We start from the raw sequence: 16831 nt of genomic DNA, 5'->3' as shown, positions 1-16831 counted from the left end.
TCACGCACAGCAGCTTGCAGATTCATCCATTCCATCCATCCGGAATGGCCTGTGTTACGATTTATGCTGCCGCTCTCTCGCCAGCTTTCTTTTTGCCATTCATCAGAATAACAACAAGATAAACAATTGTAAATGCCGCCGCAACTCCGTATGCCGCCGGCCACGGAAGATTGAAGCCGATCTTTGCGTTCAGAATGAACGAGGATGTAACGAATGCATAGAACGCCGCCGGAATCAGAGGCATCCACACGAACTTTGCTTTTTTGTTGACACACATCCATGCGCCGATGCCGGCAAGTGCAAACAGAGAGATCATCTGGTTGGACCATGCGAAATATCTCCAAAGAATGTTGAAGCCGTTCGCATCGAACTTTGCCCATACAAGGATGACTGCAACCAGAGCAAATACCGGAATTGCCAGTCCGATACGCTTTGCATTGCTGTCCTGTTTCAGATGGAAGGTATCGGAAAGAGTCAGACGCAGAGCACGCAGAGCGGTATCGCCGGAAGTGATCGGAAGTACAATAACTCCGATCAGAGCGATGATTCCGCCTACCGGACCAAGGGCATTCTTGCAGAGCACACCTACCACTGAGGTCGCGCTGATCTTTGTAAGCTCGCCGTTGACCATTCCGAAGAATGACCAAACGCCGTCAACCTGCTGCATGGTAACGCCGCCGTTTGCCGCGCCAAGGTTGATCATAGCCATTGCGCCGGCTGCCCAGCACATCGCGATGAATCCCTCTACAACCATCATGTTGTAGAAGGTCATGCGGCCTTCCTTCTCGCTCTCGATGGTACGGGAGATCAATGCGGTCTGTGTCGAATGGAAGCCGGACAGAATACCGCAGGCAACCGTAACGAAGAAGATCGGGATGAAATGACCGGCACTGAAGTAAGAAGCATAATCAAATCCAGCGCCGTTCACCGCTGTATTCCAGCTGCCCCACAGCTCTGTCAGCGGATAGCTTCTCGCGAAAATCGCGATGAAAATACCAACTGCAGAAAATACCAGAATCATACCGAAAATCGGGTAAATCCGTCCGATGATTTTATCGATCGGGAATACCGTGGCAATCAGATAGTAAACAAAGATTATCGCATACACAATCCAGGTTGTCGGATCGGTCGGAGCGCCGCTCCATCCGAAAATCTGTGTTGTGGCGATGTCGCCCGGCGTATAGATGAATACCGCGCCGACCAGAAGCAGCAGCAGGCAGATGAATACATCATACAGCCAGAACACAGCCTTATTTGTGTAGTTCTTCACAAAATCCGGCATCTGTGTACCGCCGTCACGGGTGCAGATCATACCGGAAAAATAGTCGTGCATCGAACCGCCGATGACGTTTCCGATCGGGATCGCAAGGAATGCGATCGGTCCGAACAGAATACCCTGAATCGGTCCCAGGATTGGTCCGGTACCTGCGATATTCAGAAGGTTAATTAAAGAATTTCTCCAGGTCTTCATTGGAACGTAATCCACACCGTCCTGTTTTGCGTAAGCCGGTGTCTCACGGTCATCCGGGCCGAAGACTGTCTCGCAAAGCTTTCCGTAGAGTGCGCCGCCTACGAAAAGGATTACGAGACCGATGATAAATGTGATCATAGCGTATCTCCTTTTCCTCCCACGGTCCGCTGATCCTTAACGCCGTGGGATATATAATTACTTTTTATTATACCTGCTTTTCATCAAAAAATAATCATTTTTTTATAGTTTTTTTATTTTCGATAATTTTTTGTCTGAAACAGGTTATTTCTGCTGATTTTTTGGTCTTGACGGCAGAACTCACGAAAACACCGAAATTTTTATTATTGTTTTCGTTACAGAAAAAATTATTTTGTTTCGAAAACGTTTTTCTCTGCAATAATTTGCACGCAATCAGCCCCGAAAACGATTACTTACACACAATCGTCCCCGGGGCTGCACAATGCATATATCCTTATATTTACCTATATCGCTGTACCACACCGGCGATCCCGCCGGTCAGAAAATCATCGAAAAACCGCCAAACAAAATCGCCGTACTCTCACCGGTAATCGCTGACAAGGAAGAGCGGCTTGATCCGCACGACCTCATCATAATCCTGTCTGTCCAGCTGTACGGTGTGATCCATCTGCTTCAGGTCCTCCTTCAGAACCGCCAGCGCGCCATCCAGATCAGCAGCCCGCTCTTCCTTCAGGATGCGGATCATCCGGTCACAGACAGCCGGATGGCAATAACAGGCAGGAAGCGGAAACCCCGGATAGCTGTTGATGTGGTGCTGCATATTGTCGAGTGCCTTCTCCCACGCCCGTTCCGCTGATCTCCGGTTCCTGCCCGGCGTGGGAAGAATTCTGCTGTTCACCATCATCAGAACTGCTGCCGCGCCGATCAGAATCAGCATGATTGCGGTCATTTTCGGGAGCCCGGCACGAAGACCGGCCAGGGAACCGACAATGCAGCAGATGCCCGCGGCAAGGATCACCGCAGCCAGGGCCTGCCAGCCCGGACGGATCAGATCACAGCTTCTCTTGATCCTGGCTCTTGCGATCAGCTCCTTGTAAAGCGCCGGTCTCTTATTCAGAATTTCCTTCGCGTTTTCCAGCTTCCGCGCCGCGCGTGCCGCTTCTCCCTCCAGAACGACCGAATCCAGCCTCCGACGTCTCTCCTCCTTTTCCCTATCTGCCGCCTCACTTCCGGGCTTTTTCAGAGAAATCTCCGGGTGGGTTCGTTCCAGCTCCGTGAGCATCTCATCGGCTTCATTCAGGTACCGGAAACTGCACTGCTTCTCCTTTCCATCATCGTAACGGACTACGAGATACAGAATCGGCGTGAGAAACGCCTTCCCACTGCCCTTGCTGACCGCCACTCTTTTGAACACATGGGTCACCTGAGAATACGGCACATAAAACTTTCTCGGAGTCAGCCATCCTCCGATGTAAATCGCTTTCTCTCCCAGGCCGCACTGATCAAACCTCCTGCTCTTCCTGCGGTCCGCCCGGATTTCCTCCGGATCAATTGTTACTGTGCTCAGTGGCTTTGGTCCACGCATTTTCTATCCCTCTCATCCTCCATCACCCAAACCGCACAAAACATTCCCGATGTTTCATTACATACGGCGGTAACAGACTTGCTTCTTCTCCCATCACCTGATCCGCTCAACGCAGGCGGTCTGTATCTGATAAAATTTTTGTATTTTATCAGGCGGTCTGTATCTGATATAGCTTTTGTATTTTGAAAATTGCAGCCCAAACCGGATCCTCACAAAACGATCTGCAGCGAACCCCGTTTGTCGCGCTGTTTAGAAGCATCACAAGGGATCAGACATCCTTACTTCTCAGATCCAGGTACAGAACCTCATCCTCCGTGAGATCGATGTGAAGCGCTTCTATGTTCTCCTGCATTCTCGATATTTTCCGGGTGCTTACTACGGCAAAGGCATTGATCTTCTGCCGGAAGATCCACGCCATCGCGATCTGAGGCACGGTGCAGTGCTTTCTCTCCGCCAGCTTCTCACATCTGCGGAGCCGCTCCAGGTTATCCGGACACCAGTAACCCTTCATCGCCACCGTATCCATAATTTCCCCCGCCTTCTCCGGCGCGTCCGCATGTACCCTTCCCGAGAAAAGACCGCGTCCAAGGCTGGAATACGCGATGACAGGCATCTGTGTTCTGCGGTACCAGCTTCGCGCCTCCTCATTTGACGGACCGGAAATCGTAACGCAGCCGCCGCCCCACGGATCCGCCACCTGATCTGCCAGCCCAAAATTCGGGCTGGAGACAGAAAACGGAACCAGGCCATGCTTATAAGCGTACTCATTCGCTTCCTCTATTCTCCGGTGCGTCCAGTTCGATCCTCCGAAAACTCCGATCTTCCCTTCCGCCTTCAAGCCGTTCATGATCTCTACAATCACGCCGGCCTCCACATCCGGATCGTCCCTGTGCAGCAGGTAGATATCAATATAATCCGTGCACAGATACCGGCTTGATTTCTCAAAATCCTTCCGGATCTCCCTCTCGTTGATCCTCTTCCTTCCGCCCGGGCCTGGATGCCCGCACTTGCTCAGAAGAACAATCCGGTCACGATTTCCTCTGGCGGAAATCCATTTTCCCAGAGATTTCTCCGAATCCATATACTGCCGCGCCGTATCAAAAGCATTCACTCCCGCATCAAAAACCGCGTCGAGAAGCGCGTTATTGTCCAGCCCTTTCAAAAAGGTATCTCCGGCTGTTCCAAAAAAAATCCTCGACACCTTCTTATTTATACCGGGAATGTCCCCATACATCATCTCTGCCATCTCTGATCCCCGCTCCTTCGATGCCCTGAAAATCTGTTCTGCAGAAAAATCTTTCCTCACAATATTCCATCTACCTTACATTGCCGCCATGCCGCTTCCTTGCTCCGGTCACAGACGTTCCATCTGCGGCGCCGCAAATATACACAGCCTTGTCATTCTGTCCGCTTCCTCACCCGGAAATTCTTGGAAGGTCCCAACGAAAATGTGCTGCCAGGTAGCGAAGCAGTACAATAATCCCGAAGCTGATCATCATCGCCATGCTGAAATCGATCCAGCGCGGAAGAAGATAGGCAGCCACAGCACCTGCTACAGAAGCCAGCGCATATACATGCCGCACAAAGACATAGGGTTTTTTTCCCGCAAACAGATCCCGGAGTATTCCTCCCCCGATCCCGGTAACCACCCCGAGAAAAACGGAAAGGAAGAGATTCGTCTGCGTCAGAGACCGTCCCGCCGAGACACCATCAATCGTAAACGCTGCCAATCCCAGGGTATCCGAGATCAGCAGCGCCCGCTCATAAATGCTCTTCAGCCGTTCCAGATGAAGCCGTCGCCTCTGAAGCTTTAACACGGCGAAGACAACGCCTGCAGTCGCAAAGGAAAGAATGATATAGACCGGATCCCGGAACACCACCGGCGGGAGATTCCCGATCGTAAGATCACGGATAAAGCCCCCACCGGCCGCTGTCGTCAGAGCCAGAATCATGATGCCAAAGAGATCCAACCCCTGCTGAATCGCCGTCATCGCCCCCGAAATCGCAAAGGCGCACGTTCCCAGCAGGTCCATGACATAGATAAAATCCCTTGCCATCTGTCATGAAAATCAGAACGTTACCGTTACCGGATCTTCAGTAAAGCTGCAGATCGACGCGGCTGCGTTCTTCAGATAAAAAACAGCGGTATTGCCGTCTCCGGCCGCATACATATCCTTCAGCTCCGGATTTGCGTCAAGCATCGCCTGCTGCGCCTCTATCCTCTCGTCATAAACCGCCTCCGCATTCAGGCGGATCCACTTGCCCTTGGCCATTCCACTGATTGCGATATGCGGATGCGCCAGCAGCTGCTTCGCCACGTTCTTCTTCAGTCCGGTCTGAATATACAGCTTTCCCTCAAAGATATTCTGCGCCCCGAACGGACGCACCTGAGGATTTCCCTCATCATCCACGGTCGCCAGATACCAGGTTCCGGCATTCTTTAAAAATTCGAATACTTCTTCCATTCTGTACCTCTCTTTTGCCTGGAATCAATCTGTTATGTTTCCGTACGGATTATTCGATTTATCCGATCGGTTCAAAATCCGCAGCTCCGTGCTTGCAGATCGGGCAGATGAAATCCGGCGGGAGCTCCTCTCCCTCATAGACATAGCCGCAGACGGTACATACCCAGCCCTTCTTGCCTTCTGTCTTCGGCTTCGGCTTTACATTCTTCTGATAGTAGGTATAGGTCATCGTATCCTTGTCCGACAGCACACGGGCCTCCGAAACGGTGCAGATGAACATACCGTGCGTATCCAGATCCACATAAGACTCCACTTCCAGAGACATCACCGCGTTAATATAGCGGGGCAGAATCCGCAGTCCATTGTCGGAGCGGAACTCCTCAACTCCCTCAAACTTGTCGGCAGCCCGTCCGCTCTGGAATCCGTAACGCTCAAAAACGGAGAACGGTGCCTCCACAGACAGACAGTTCACATTCAGCTTTCCTGTCTGTTTGATCACGTGATAGGTGTAGTTTCTCTTGTTGATATTTACGGCAATCCGGTTCGGCGTATCTGTCAGCTGCGTCACCGTATTGCAGATCATTCCGTTATCCTTCTTGCCGTCGTTGGTGGTGATTACATACAGGCCGTATCCGATCCGGAACAAAGCGGTCATATCATTCTTCGCTGCTTTTTCCGTAGACAGAGCCTTATAATCCATCGTCAGCTCCTCCGCCATCTTCTTCAGCGCATCCTTGCTGTCCGCCTTCAGTGCGGAATGGATCGTGACACTGGTATTGACATATGTCATCTTCTTGCAGCCAGCCAGCTTCTCCTTCATCAGCTTCAGCGCAAGCGGAGACCAGGTTCCGTTCTCGATAAAGGCAACCGTGCGGTTCTGGAAATTTCTCTCGGTCAGATGATCAATGAACTGACGCATGAACGGGAAGAGCTCCGCATTGTAAGTCGTCGTCGCCAGAACCAGCTTGCTGTAACGGAACGCATCCGCAACGGCAAGAGACATATCTGTTCTCGCCAGATCGTGAACCACAACCTTCGGCGCACCGCCCTCACGAAGCATCTCGGCCAGCTGCTCCACCGCGGCTCTGGTGTGTCCATAGACGGAAGTGAACGCGATTACGATTCCCTCTTCCTCCGGTGTATAGGAAGACCACTTGTCATACAGATCAATATAATGTCCCAGATTCTCCGACAGAACCGGTCCGTGAAGCGGGCAGATCATCTGGATGTCCAGCGTCGCAGCAGTCTTCAGAAGCTTCTGAACCTGCGCGCCATATTTTCCGACAATACCAATGTAATAGCGGCGGCTTTCATCATCCCACGGCTCCTCCTCATCGAGAGCACCGAATTTGCCGAAGCCGTCAGCAGAGAACAGAACCTTATCCGTACTGTCATAGGTGACCATAACCTCCGGCCAGTGTACCATCGGCGCAAACACAAAGGTCAGAGTGTGCTTTCCAAGGCAGAGCGTTCCCCCGTTTTCCACTTCTTCCGTGTGAATGGACGGATCCATGTCAAAGAACTGATTCATCATCGCGAACGTCTTCTTGTTCGCCACGATAACGGTGTCCGGATAAATCTTCATGAAATTCATGATGTTCGCGGAATGATCCGGCTCCATATGCTGTACAATCAGGTAATCCGGCTTGCGCTCTCCCAGCACCTCCGCCAGATTGTCCAGCCACTCATGCGTGAACTTGATATCCACAGTGTCCATGACCGCAATCTTCTCATCCATGATAACATATGAATTGTAAGACATTCCGTGGGGAACTTTATACTGCCCCTCGAAAAGGTCAATCTTGTGGTCATTGACTCCGATGTAGCGGATGTCCTCTGTAACCCTCATTTCAGTAAGCCTCCTTTATTCAGAATGCAAAATTCCAGTACATATATAACTTCGTTCATTTTTTATCATACTATAGAAAGCAAGGTTTTTCCACCGGAAGAATACAATCTCACGAACGAAAAATTCTGTTTCCATAGGATGCTGCCGATGCTTAAGATGCAGAAATCCTGTTTAGAATCACCTCATTCATTTGATCATACGAATTCCAGTATTCAGGTTTTACATCAATAGAGGAATATTTAAAGAGATTCTTCAACTTTTCCATAATCCCCTCTGCACTGAAACCGGTGTATCGGACGATATTTTCGTCCGTAATCGAAACCATTTCATGTGCCGCCTTATTGCGGACATCTTCTTCAATCTTGCGGATGGAATCAACGAGCTCTACCATTTTCTGATCAGTGTCTCTAAAATGATCGAGCAGCTTTACAAAGTGATCTGATTTTACAAACCCACACTGAAATCCCGCTGAATACCCTTCATTCAATACATCCATGACCCCTGAATCAGCCAGCCTGTCTCTATCCCACCGCCTTATTCCAGCTTTATCTGTCCGAATGTATTTCTCTACATCTACATGACAACGATTCTTTAATATATTTTCAAACAGCCCTGTAATGAGCGGCGAAATTGCTCTGACAAAATCCGCATACTCTCCTTTTCGCCGTCTGATGTCAAGTGACAGGGCATATTCAAACAATATCTCGTCCCTGTCCCGCTTTATCGGAATGCAGTTGTTCTTCTCCTCTCGATCTATTTTGTTTGCAGCCGGAAGATTCAGAAGTATTCTGTTAACCGCCATATCAAGCAAACTGCGGTAGCGTTCTGCGCTTCCATCAACAATTTCGTCTGCTACAACCACTGCCGCCTGATAATCATATTCTCTGACAAGCTTTTTGATAATTTCCTCCTGCTTCAGTCGAATAAGCCCCGGACTATGAATCTCCCTGCATCGGTTTTCATAATTGTTCTGATTATCTTCATCAACATCCCATGCAAGTTTTACATCATATCCATCCCTGGTATGATTATTGATTTTACGAACAGGTGTACTTACCTGAATAGCGATACATCGTATTTCTCCCAGATTGGCCAGCACCTGCAGACAGCTCTTCATCGCAGGTGTACCTGACGAAACATTTAATAGCAGACGATCACTTGTATCCATTTTCTCTGTAATATTCAACAGTAATTTTCGAAAATCATGATAGAAAAAATCAAAATCCTGAACATTCACCAGATCCGGCCGCTCACATTCCTCAATTTCTATCTCATGATTCTGCAGCTTTTGAAGCTGTCGAAGGCAATAGCGGTATCGATCATCCTTCGCCTGAAAGTCCATCATTTCCTTTGACATATACAGAATCACTTTATCTGGTTTATAACAACGACATATATGAAGCATCGACCCATCTCTGCCGTTATTCCATGAAATAGGATCCGTTCCCCCAACTGGCGAAAAAAGAATAGTCTGATTCATATGTTTTTTCCTTTTTAAGATGTAGCTGAATTTTTATTCTCAGATTATGATAACATCTTCCAGCTCTTCATAGTCCTTATTTCCGAATGTCTCGATCTCTTCTTGTCCCAGTATCTTATATACTCTTACATTGTCATCCTCCTTAAGCTTCTTCTTTAAACCTTCAATCAACCTTCTGTATTGGTTTTTATTTAATCTGGCTTCAAAGCAGGACTTCTGAACTCGTTGTCCAAACGAATTTAAATATTTGGAGATTTTCAACCGGTGTTTATTGTCACTGATATCATAAATAATCAGCACAATATACTTAACCTCTCGACTGGTCTCGAACAATTCTTCATTATATTCTGGTACATCTTCTGATTCTGCTTCTCTGATCATACGTTTCACCTGATCCTTAACGGCTCATAAGAAGAAAAGTCCCCTTCTTCCACGCAATGTGCAATGCTCTTCACCTGCCACCAGATTCCCCGTCGAAAACTGACAGGGTTGTCCAGATATGACAGGTAGCTCATATCTTTCATCATTTTCTCCTCCAGTTCCCTTACGAACTTGCGCAGAATTTCCTTTCCCATTATCACTGCACCGGTCTCTTCGTCTATCGAAAAATCATCAATAGATACCTCATTTCAACCGTCTATCACATTTTTTACACGACTTTTTACCATAATCTGCCATTTATTTACATGCCTTTTTGCCATGATCTGCCACTTTATACACGACTTTTCAAAGAGACATCCATGCAGTGAAGGCCATGCCCCGCAGATGGGGCACTACATGCCGTATTGGCTTCGGATTGCTCGCTGCTCTGCATTTTTGCCGTCGAAGGCGTCACGATATAACTCGTTGACGAAAAAACAGATAGCGCGATAATTTTCAAGATGCTATAGTAGGAAAGAACTAATTTGGAAAAGAAAATAGTAAGAAAAAGAAATGGAGCGTTTTTATATATGACCCATCAGAACACAAGAACCCGGGAAATCGTCCGCGTCGGACGCACAGCCATCCTTGTCAGTGTCGTCCTGGCACTGCTCGAGGCTCTTGAGGGTGTCTTTTCCGGATCTGTTTCCATGATCCTCGACGGCCTGAGCCATATCACCGAAGCAAGCAATGCTGTGATCACGGTTCTCGGCGCCAGACTTGCCGGAAAGCCCGCAGACCGCAAGCACCCCTTCGGGTATGGAAGAGTGGAGTATCTCAGCGGACTTCTCATTGCCGGCCTGACAGCCTATGCGGGAATCACCGGTATTCTCGGCGGCATTCAGTCCGTCCTGCATCCGTCGCGCCCTCGCTTCACCGTTTATTCCTTCTCGATTATTATCATCAGCATGATCGCACGAATTGTTGTGGGGCGCCATGATATTCACACCGGTCAGCACACAGACTCCAGAGCTCTCACACAGACCGGAAAATCCGAGCTCAAGCATTCTCTGCTGTCTCTGGTAACCGTCGCCGGAATGCTGGTTTATACAGTTTTCCATGTCTCCATTGAGTCCTGGCTTGCCATCGTGATTTCGGCGGACATTCTGTTCGGAGGTCTGATCATGATGCGGGATATGCTGTCCTCCATGCTCGGCGAGAGAATGGAAGAAGAACTGGCTCAGGACGTCGAAAGAACGATCCTCGAAGAAGAACAGGTCCTTGGCGCATATGATATGTCCCTCAACAATTATGGTCCGGGACGTCACACCGGTTCGGTTCATATCGCAATCCCGGATACTCTCTCAGTGGTCGAGCTGGACAAGATCACACGCAGAATCACACAGCGTGTATATCAAAAGCACGGCGTATTCCTGACCGGCATCGGTATCTATACGCAGAACACGACAGATCCTGAAGTCATCCGGATCCGCGAGGATATCACCGCTCACGCCATGAGCCATCCCTATGTCGAACAGGTGCACGGTTTCTATCTGGATCCGGACGAGAAGAAAATCCGCTTTGACACTGTCGTGAGCTTCGACGCGCCCGACCGCATGCAGGTAAAAGACCAAATCCGCAGTGAAACCGCCGAAAGATACCCGGAATACTCCGTTCAAGTATCGCTCGACACCGATTTTGGAATGCTCCCCGCTAAAAAATAAGGCACCTGTGAAATCCTTCAGGTAAAATCACTCCCCTGATTCGTGCGAAACGCTGTCACAGAAAACAGATGAGCAGAGAACCGCTCTCACGCCATAAAAGGAGGAGAACCAGGATGAAAAGACAGGAACTGATTCAGCGGTCGATATCCATCATCACCGAATATTACAAGAACAATCTCGAACCCTTCTTTGATTGCCTCGCCGAGGATGTGCTGTGGTTCGGTCCCAGGAAAGACCAGATCCTGCGCGGCAGAGAAACGATAATCCGCACATGGCGTTCCGTGGATCAGCATCCGACCTTTTCCATGGGAAATATCACGGAACACAGTGTCTCCATCGGAACAAATGTCCTGGAGGTCATGCTGGAATATGACGTCTACACCTACTTTGAAAACGGTGAGGTTGACCGTCACCATCAGCGGCTGCACATGTCCTGGGGATGCCGGAGGGAGCAGACTGACAGCGGAAGCCGGGAACTGATCCCCCGGGTTTACATGATCCACATATCCAATATCATTGAGGAGGAGCCAGCGGCACCTGAAAGCGGCAATGCTCAGAATCGCTCTGTCCTCCCGAAAGTCTACGCCGGCTCCTCCTCCGAATCTCATATCGATGCCGCCGGTACCGGGTATTCGGGGCTCTCCTTCCGAAGCGTCATGGGAAAGGGTGACAACATCATCACATACTTTTTCAACTCCGCTACGGTTCTGTGGATTGAAAGCACGGACAACGGACGTCATTCTCTGATCCATGCCCTCGACGGCACCTACAAATCCATTGAGCCGCTCCGGTATTATGAGTCGGGCTTCTCGGGCTCACTTCTTCGCGCACACGTGAGCTATCTGGTCAACCCGCTGTACGTGCGTTCCCTGAAGCGCTTCGAAATAACAATGACCGACGGCACCATTCTGCCGGTGCCCGAGAAAAAATACACCGCCTTCCGCGACCGTCTCCTGAATTGGAAACCGGAGGTTCCCCGGTGAAGCGCCCGTCCCGAACCATCCCGAGTTTTTAACTCAACCGAGCAATACTCAAAAAATACATTTTGTTTTGATAAATCTAGTCCGCGTAAGCCATAATTAAAAGACTATCATGGGTTACTTCCTGGAACTCGGTTATTTCAAATGTTTGCCCACTGCGCGCAGATATAGAATCTAGATATGTATAAGCTCCCCCGACTATTTTTCCTCCGTAATAGTACAGAACCTCAACTACAACATTATCTGTTTGAGTGTCAAGGTTGCTGATAATTTCTCCCGTCACATGATTGTATCCGATTGAGTCTGTTGTTTCATTAATATTTGAAACTGTAAAATCCGTGGATTTTGCCAAAGAATCATCAAATTGGGAATTAAAGGTGTTTCCATTCACAGAAAACTCCAGTGTAACATTGCTGTCTTGATTGCAGCTCAGCAGATCGTTAGTCATGTAGACAGTATCTCCAGGGGCAATGTATGGTATGTAATCGTCATAGGTTCTCACAACCGCACCATTCTCCGAACGCACGGTTACATGTAATTTATAAAAGCATGGAACATCCAAATCATTTGGATTTTGTATTTTAACGCCATAGGTAGCGTAAACATTACTCAAACTATCAGCTGGTAATACAGTATAACCACTCTCAACAATTACAGGTGCCCTATTTGAAACTACTGTACTATTCTTAAGGAAGGTAACCATCTGACAGCGGGTACACGCCTGGGATTCACCGTACTTTCCGGCTCCAATGCCCTTGGTAATACCGCTTTCTTTTGCCCAATAAATGGCTTTTGCATTCCATTGAGTAGAAGAAACATCAGAGAAACCCACTAGATTCGATGGGTCAGGAGAACCTGCAATTCTCCAGAGAAAGACAGCCATCTGCCCTCTTGTACATGCAGACTTGTCATCAAATTTCCCATGTCCTACGCCCGAAGCAATACCATTTTCAACAGCCCAGGAAATTGCCTTTGCATCCCACTGATCAGAAGAAATATCGCTGAATCCTGAAGTTTTCATAGGTTGGGGTGATCCGGACATTCGCCAGAGAAAAACAGCCATCTGCCCCCTCGTACAAGGGGAATTAGGCGAAAATTTTCCGTTTCCTGTTCCGGAAGTGATACCCTTGCTTACAGCCCAGTTAACAGAATCATAATAATATGCGTTTGTTGGTACGTCTGAGAAAGTCAGTTCATTGGCTGAAACAATGGTGGGGATTGAAAAAAAGAATACAATAGTAAGAATTATCGCTTCAATTTTTTTAATTAATTTCTCCATAAATACCCTCCTGTTTGAGATCTATGACCTAAGTTATATGCCAGATATAGTTTCTGTATTGATTTATAACATTATAACATAAGAAAAAAAGCGATAATAACCATAAATAGAATGAAAAAATTGGTTATTTTTACCGGAACTGTCAAACTTCTTCATCTTTTACTCTCGTTTTTATCAATTGCTGTTGTCTTCCTGAAAAAGTGTCACACATGGATCAGAGCTTGTCCTCTGTCCGTTATTCCAGATTCCCGGCAAATGTTGTCAGAAGCTTAGCTTCCTCCTCGCCTCACAAACCGGACACCAGGATATGTGAAAATTTTGCGTTATGAAAATACTTCCTTCTTTCGTATTGCTATAGTGTCTGATAGAATAAAAGAAAAGAAAAATCTGTCGCACATTTTACGATTGAATCGGGAGGAGGGAAAGAAATGAGAAGATGGTTTTACGTCATAACATCCGGCATGCTTGCTGCTGTCTTTGTGATGGGAGGATGCGGCGCGGCGCAGGATCCGGCAGGCATTTCTGCCGGCAGTTCCACAGACGCAAAAAGTGTGAAGCCTGTTCACGCCTCTTCCACGGACAGCCGACAGGCTCTGTCTGCTTCCTCCGCGGAAACTCTCACGGCATCGTCTTCCTGTTCCGCTTCTTCCACAGGTGGCAGTGAGAAGGATCCTTCCGCTGTCCGTGACCCATCCGCTGTCTATGACCCGGTCTCCGGGCAGTCTGCAAACCCTGCGGCCGTTTCCGATCTTCAGCTGGTCTGTGAAACAACTTTCAATGGTGTCTGGGACGGGGATGTGACCTGGGTAGATGCATCCTATCAGCAGCTGTCATTTGACGAGACCGATTACAGCGGCCCCCTGACCGGCACGGACGATCTCTCCTCAGCGGCGAAATCTTTGCTCAGCCGCGCCGCAGACACCCTGAACCGCGATGTTGCAGCAAAGGCAGACAGCGCCGTCGAAGATCTGCGGGTCATGGCACAGAGCGAGGATGAGGAGCCTGCGCCGGAGGGCAGTGACCCGTATTACCATAATTACGAGAAGCTCTATGTCCAGCGTGCGGACGCATCCGTGCTGAGTGTGCTGTCGCTTACGGATGTCTACAGCCACGGCGCGCACGGCAGTGTCATTCTCAGGGGTTGCAATTACGATCCTGCAACCGGAAACGAGCTGAAAATCGATGATGTCTTCACGGATAAGAACGCGTTGCCGAACATCATAGCCTTCGCACTCACAGATCAGTACCCGGATCTCATTCTTTTCTCGGCAACGGATTCAAGAGATACCGCCTCACTGATCCGAGAAATCATGAACAATACCGACAGCTATGGCGGTCTTCAATTTACTCTCGACCCGAAGGGCGTCACCTTCTGGTTCAGCGCCGGAGACATCACAGCCTATGCATCCGGCGCCCAGACACCTTCTGTCAGGTATGCGGATCTCTCCGGCATCATTGATCCGTCTTTCGTACCGGAGACGGACGACAGCTATGCCGTTGCCGTTCCGGAATACGTGCCGATGACCATTACGGACGACAGCGGCCGCGGATTCAGCAGCTTTCAGGTTGAGTCTGATCCTGCAACAACTGAGGAAGGCTATGAAGCCGGGGCAAGAAATATAACGATTTCGGTGAACGGACAGTCCAGAACCTTTGAGCTCCCGGGCCATTACGCACCCGATTATTATCTGATCACGCGCGGCGAGAGGCGTTTTCTCCTCATCAACACACATCAGGAAGACGACTGGGAAACTGTTCACCTCTATGAACTTCCGTCCGCCTCATCCGACGGCGTTGCTCCGCACATGGTCTGGACCCCGGATGATACAGATTCTGTGAATGATACAGGTTCGACCAATCACGAATCTTCGACATATCCGTCATCGACGGATACTGCTGCACATGACAGTTCCGACGATGGCGGCATGACGGCTGAATATTCATGCGGGCTCTACTATCATGTTCTTCTGAACCCCGACCGTTTTCTCCTGTCCACGAGATCGCAGCTTCTCGGAACCACTGTCTGCGCAAATCTCTTCCGGCTCGACGATGACGGAAACCCTGTCGCCGGAAGCGCATGGTACACTGCAGCGCCTGTATCGGAGAATGACATCGTGCTGCGCGAAACACGCACCCTCGACACTGCTTCCGACCGGTCCGGATCCCCGGAGAATCTGACCTTCCGCCAGGCGGAGATACCGGGCGGTACTGTGCTCCAGTATTACCGGACCAATCTGACAGACAGCGTTGATTTCCTCACACCCGATAACCGGATTGTCCGCATCCGCGTCGACAATAGCGGCGCTTATCCGCAGACAGTAAACGGCATCGACGCTGAAAATATGTTCACCGGCATTGCCTATTCCGGATGAACAGCACCGCCAATTACGGATGATCGGAACGATATTGCCCTTATCGGATAAACGGACCAGCGGTATCGCTGGTCCGTAAAAGCCGATCACAATATTATGCGTCCTGTGTGGATTAACAAATCTTTAATAGACTCTTTTCTCCAGAAGATCCTGTGTTACCTGCGTCACAGGATAGGTCTTCCCATCTACAATTACAGAGTGAATCTCCTGGTTTCCGGCATATATTCCTTCATCTACATACCGGATCTTCTCGACACTCTTTCCCTCTTCCAGAGCGAGGATCACCTTCTCAATTTCCGGCCCGAGAAAAGGATTGCACTCACCGTCACAGGCAATGAGTCCCTTTCTTACATACGACAGTGCCTTCTTCGCCGCGTCGAATGCGACAATCATGATCTCTCCGTTATTGATGTCTGTTCCTATGGTTTTCCCTGCGGCCTCCAGTGCCTCAATCGCGCCGTAAGCCTCATTGTCGTTGTCGCAGTAGACAATATTCAGATCCGGATATTTTTCCAGCAGCGCATCCATTGCCTCTCTGCCCTTAGCCTGCGTAAATTCACCTCTTTCTGAACCCACGATCGACCATCCATAGTCCGACGCCGCCTCGCGAAGTGCTTTTTCACGACCAATCTGCGGACTGGACCCGATTGTTCCCTGAATGATACCAACACGAAACTGTGATTCATCCAGTCCTCTTTTCTCTGCAAGAGCGTGCAGCCAGGCACATACTTTATCCCCTTCCAGTTCCGGATCGGAGCCGACCCAGGCTGTATAAAGCGAATCATCCTCCAATGTCAGCTGCCTGTCGGCAACGATGACAGGAATTCCTGCTTTTTGCACATCTCCCAGTACCTTATCCCATCCCGTTTTCACAATTGGTTCCAGGACAATATAATCCACACCCTGCTGAATGAACCGGCTGACCGCACTCACCTGTGCGTCCGGATCGTTCTGCGCATCCTCAAACAGCAGATTATATCCTCTGTCCGTTGTAAAGGTATTACGCACGGAATCAGAATTTGTTCTTCTCCAGTCCGACTCCTCACCGACCTGTGCAAAACCGATGGTGATCGTATGACCGTCATCTTCGACAGTCTGCATCGTGCTGTTATCCCGGGAAAAGGAGAGGGAGCTTACCGCTTCGTTGTGTTCCGTGCCGCAGCCTGTGAAGCCGCAGAGAGCAGCCAGCAGAAGCCCGCAGAATGAAGCAGCCCGATGCTTATTGCGTTTGTGGTACTGCCTATAGCATAACAATTTATTTTGCATAATCACCCCTGTCCCTTCTTT

The 16831-nt window shown here is 49.2% G+C and carries 14 protein-coding genes; 3 read left to right on the top strand and 11 right to left on the bottom strand.

Translation table 11 applies throughout. From position 1 onward, the window contains the following. Positions 1 to 61: 61 nt before the first annotated feature. The 9 genes from ACTQ3A_RS09065 to ACTQ3A_RS09025 form a co-directional block, all read right to left on the bottom strand. Complete coding sequence (locus ACTQ3A_RS09065; protein ID WP_441099427.1) at positions 62 to 1609, bottom strand: carbon starvation CstA family protein; 1548 nt, start codon at positions 1607 to 1609, stop codon at positions 62 to 64. A gap of 421 nt (positions 1610 to 2030) precedes the next feature. Then, positions 2031 to 3035 (bottom strand): ATPase P, encoded by a 1005-nt coding sequence (locus ACTQ3A_RS09060; protein WP_441494657.1) that lies wholly within the window; start codon positions 3033 to 3035, stop codon positions 2031 to 2033. A gap of 268 nt (positions 3036 to 3303) precedes the next feature. Continuing rightward, positions 3304 to 4281, bottom strand: a complete 978-nt coding sequence (locus tag ACTQ3A_RS09055) for an aldo/keto reductase (protein ID WP_441494656.1) — start codon at positions 4279 to 4281, stop codon at positions 3304 to 3306. Positions 4282 to 4450: 169 nt separating this feature from the next. Beyond that, the gene (locus ACTQ3A_RS09050; RefSeq protein ID WP_441494655.1) at positions 4451 to 5092 is read right to left on the bottom strand and encodes a trimeric intracellular cation channel family protein; all 642 of its coding nucleotides are present in this window, start codon (positions 5090 to 5092) and stop codon (positions 4451 to 4453) included. 12 nt (positions 5093 to 5104) lie between these two features. Next, a complete protein-coding gene (locus ACTQ3A_RS09045; protein ID WP_441099423.1) occupies positions 5105 to 5500 on the bottom strand; it encodes a pyridoxamine 5'-phosphate oxidase family protein in 396 nt (131 codons plus the stop codon). Positions 5501 to 5558: 58 nt separating this feature from the next. Further along, positions 5559 to 7349, bottom strand: coding sequence for a flavin reductase (locus ACTQ3A_RS09040; protein WP_441494654.1), 1791 nt, complete (start codon positions 7347 to 7349; stop codon positions 5559 to 5561). 151 nt (positions 7350 to 7500) lie between these two features. Then, positions 7501 to 8829 (bottom strand): type III-A CRISPR-associated CARF protein Csm6, encoded by a 1329-nt coding sequence (gene csm6 / locus ACTQ3A_RS09035; protein ID WP_441494653.1) that lies wholly within the window; start codon positions 8827 to 8829, stop codon positions 7501 to 7503. A gap of 39 nt (positions 8830 to 8868) precedes the next feature. Continuing rightward, positions 8869 to 9210: a CRISPR-associated endonuclease Cas2 gene (gene cas2, locus ACTQ3A_RS09030; protein WP_441494652.1), complete on the bottom strand. Its 342-nt coding sequence runs from the start codon at positions 9208 to 9210 to the stop codon at positions 8869 to 8871. A 5-nt stretch (positions 9211 to 9215) separates the two neighbouring features. Beyond that, positions 9216 to 9404 carry a hypothetical protein gene (locus tag ACTQ3A_RS09025; protein ID WP_441494651.1) on the bottom strand — a complete coding sequence of 63 codons (189 nt, stop codon included), beginning with the start codon at positions 9402 to 9404 and terminating at the stop codon, positions 9216 to 9218. A 375-nt stretch (positions 9405 to 9779) separates the two neighbouring features. Between ACTQ3A_RS09025 and ACTQ3A_RS09020 the strand changes: the two genes are divergently transcribed. Then, the gene (locus ACTQ3A_RS09020) at positions 9780 to 10913 is read left to right on the top strand and encodes a cation diffusion facilitator family transporter (protein WP_441494650.1); all 1134 of its coding nucleotides are present in this window, start codon (positions 9780 to 9782) and stop codon (positions 10911 to 10913) included. Positions 10914 to 11026: 113 nt separating this feature from the next. Continuing rightward, positions 11027 to 11896, top strand: a complete 870-nt coding sequence (locus ACTQ3A_RS09015; protein WP_441494649.1) for a LytTR family transcriptional regulator DNA-binding domain-containing protein — start codon at positions 11027 to 11029, stop codon at positions 11894 to 11896. A gap of 76 nt (positions 11897 to 11972) precedes the next feature. Here the strand turns inward: ACTQ3A_RS09015 and ACTQ3A_RS09010 are convergent, their stop codons facing one another. After that, positions 11973 to 13172, bottom strand: coding sequence for an S-layer homology domain-containing protein (locus ACTQ3A_RS09010; RefSeq protein WP_441494648.1), 1200 nt, complete (start codon positions 13170 to 13172; stop codon positions 11973 to 11975). 428 nt (positions 13173 to 13600) lie between these two features. Here ACTQ3A_RS09010 and ACTQ3A_RS09005 point away from each other — a divergent pair, with 428 nt between their 5' ends. Then, positions 13601 to 15544 carry a hypothetical protein gene (locus tag ACTQ3A_RS09005; RefSeq protein WP_441494647.1) on the top strand — a complete coding sequence of 648 codons (1944 nt, stop codon included), beginning with the start codon at positions 13601 to 13603 and terminating at the stop codon, positions 15542 to 15544. Positions 15545 to 15667: 123 nt separating this feature from the next. Here the strand turns inward: ACTQ3A_RS09005 and ACTQ3A_RS09000 are convergent, their stop codons facing one another. After that, complete coding sequence (locus ACTQ3A_RS09000) at positions 15668 to 16810, bottom strand: ABC transporter substrate-binding protein (RefSeq protein WP_441495298.1); 1143 nt, start codon at positions 16808 to 16810, stop codon at positions 15668 to 15670. Positions 16811 to 16831: the final 21 nt, after the last annotated feature.

The organism is Bilifractor sp. LCP21S3_F8 (assembly GCF_052117805.1).
Classification (GTDB): Bacteria; Bacillota; Clostridia; order Lachnospirales; family Lachnospiraceae; genus Bilifractor.
Note: the sequence above shows the minus strand (reverse complement) of the source record. Positions and strands in the feature narration are given on the sequence as shown.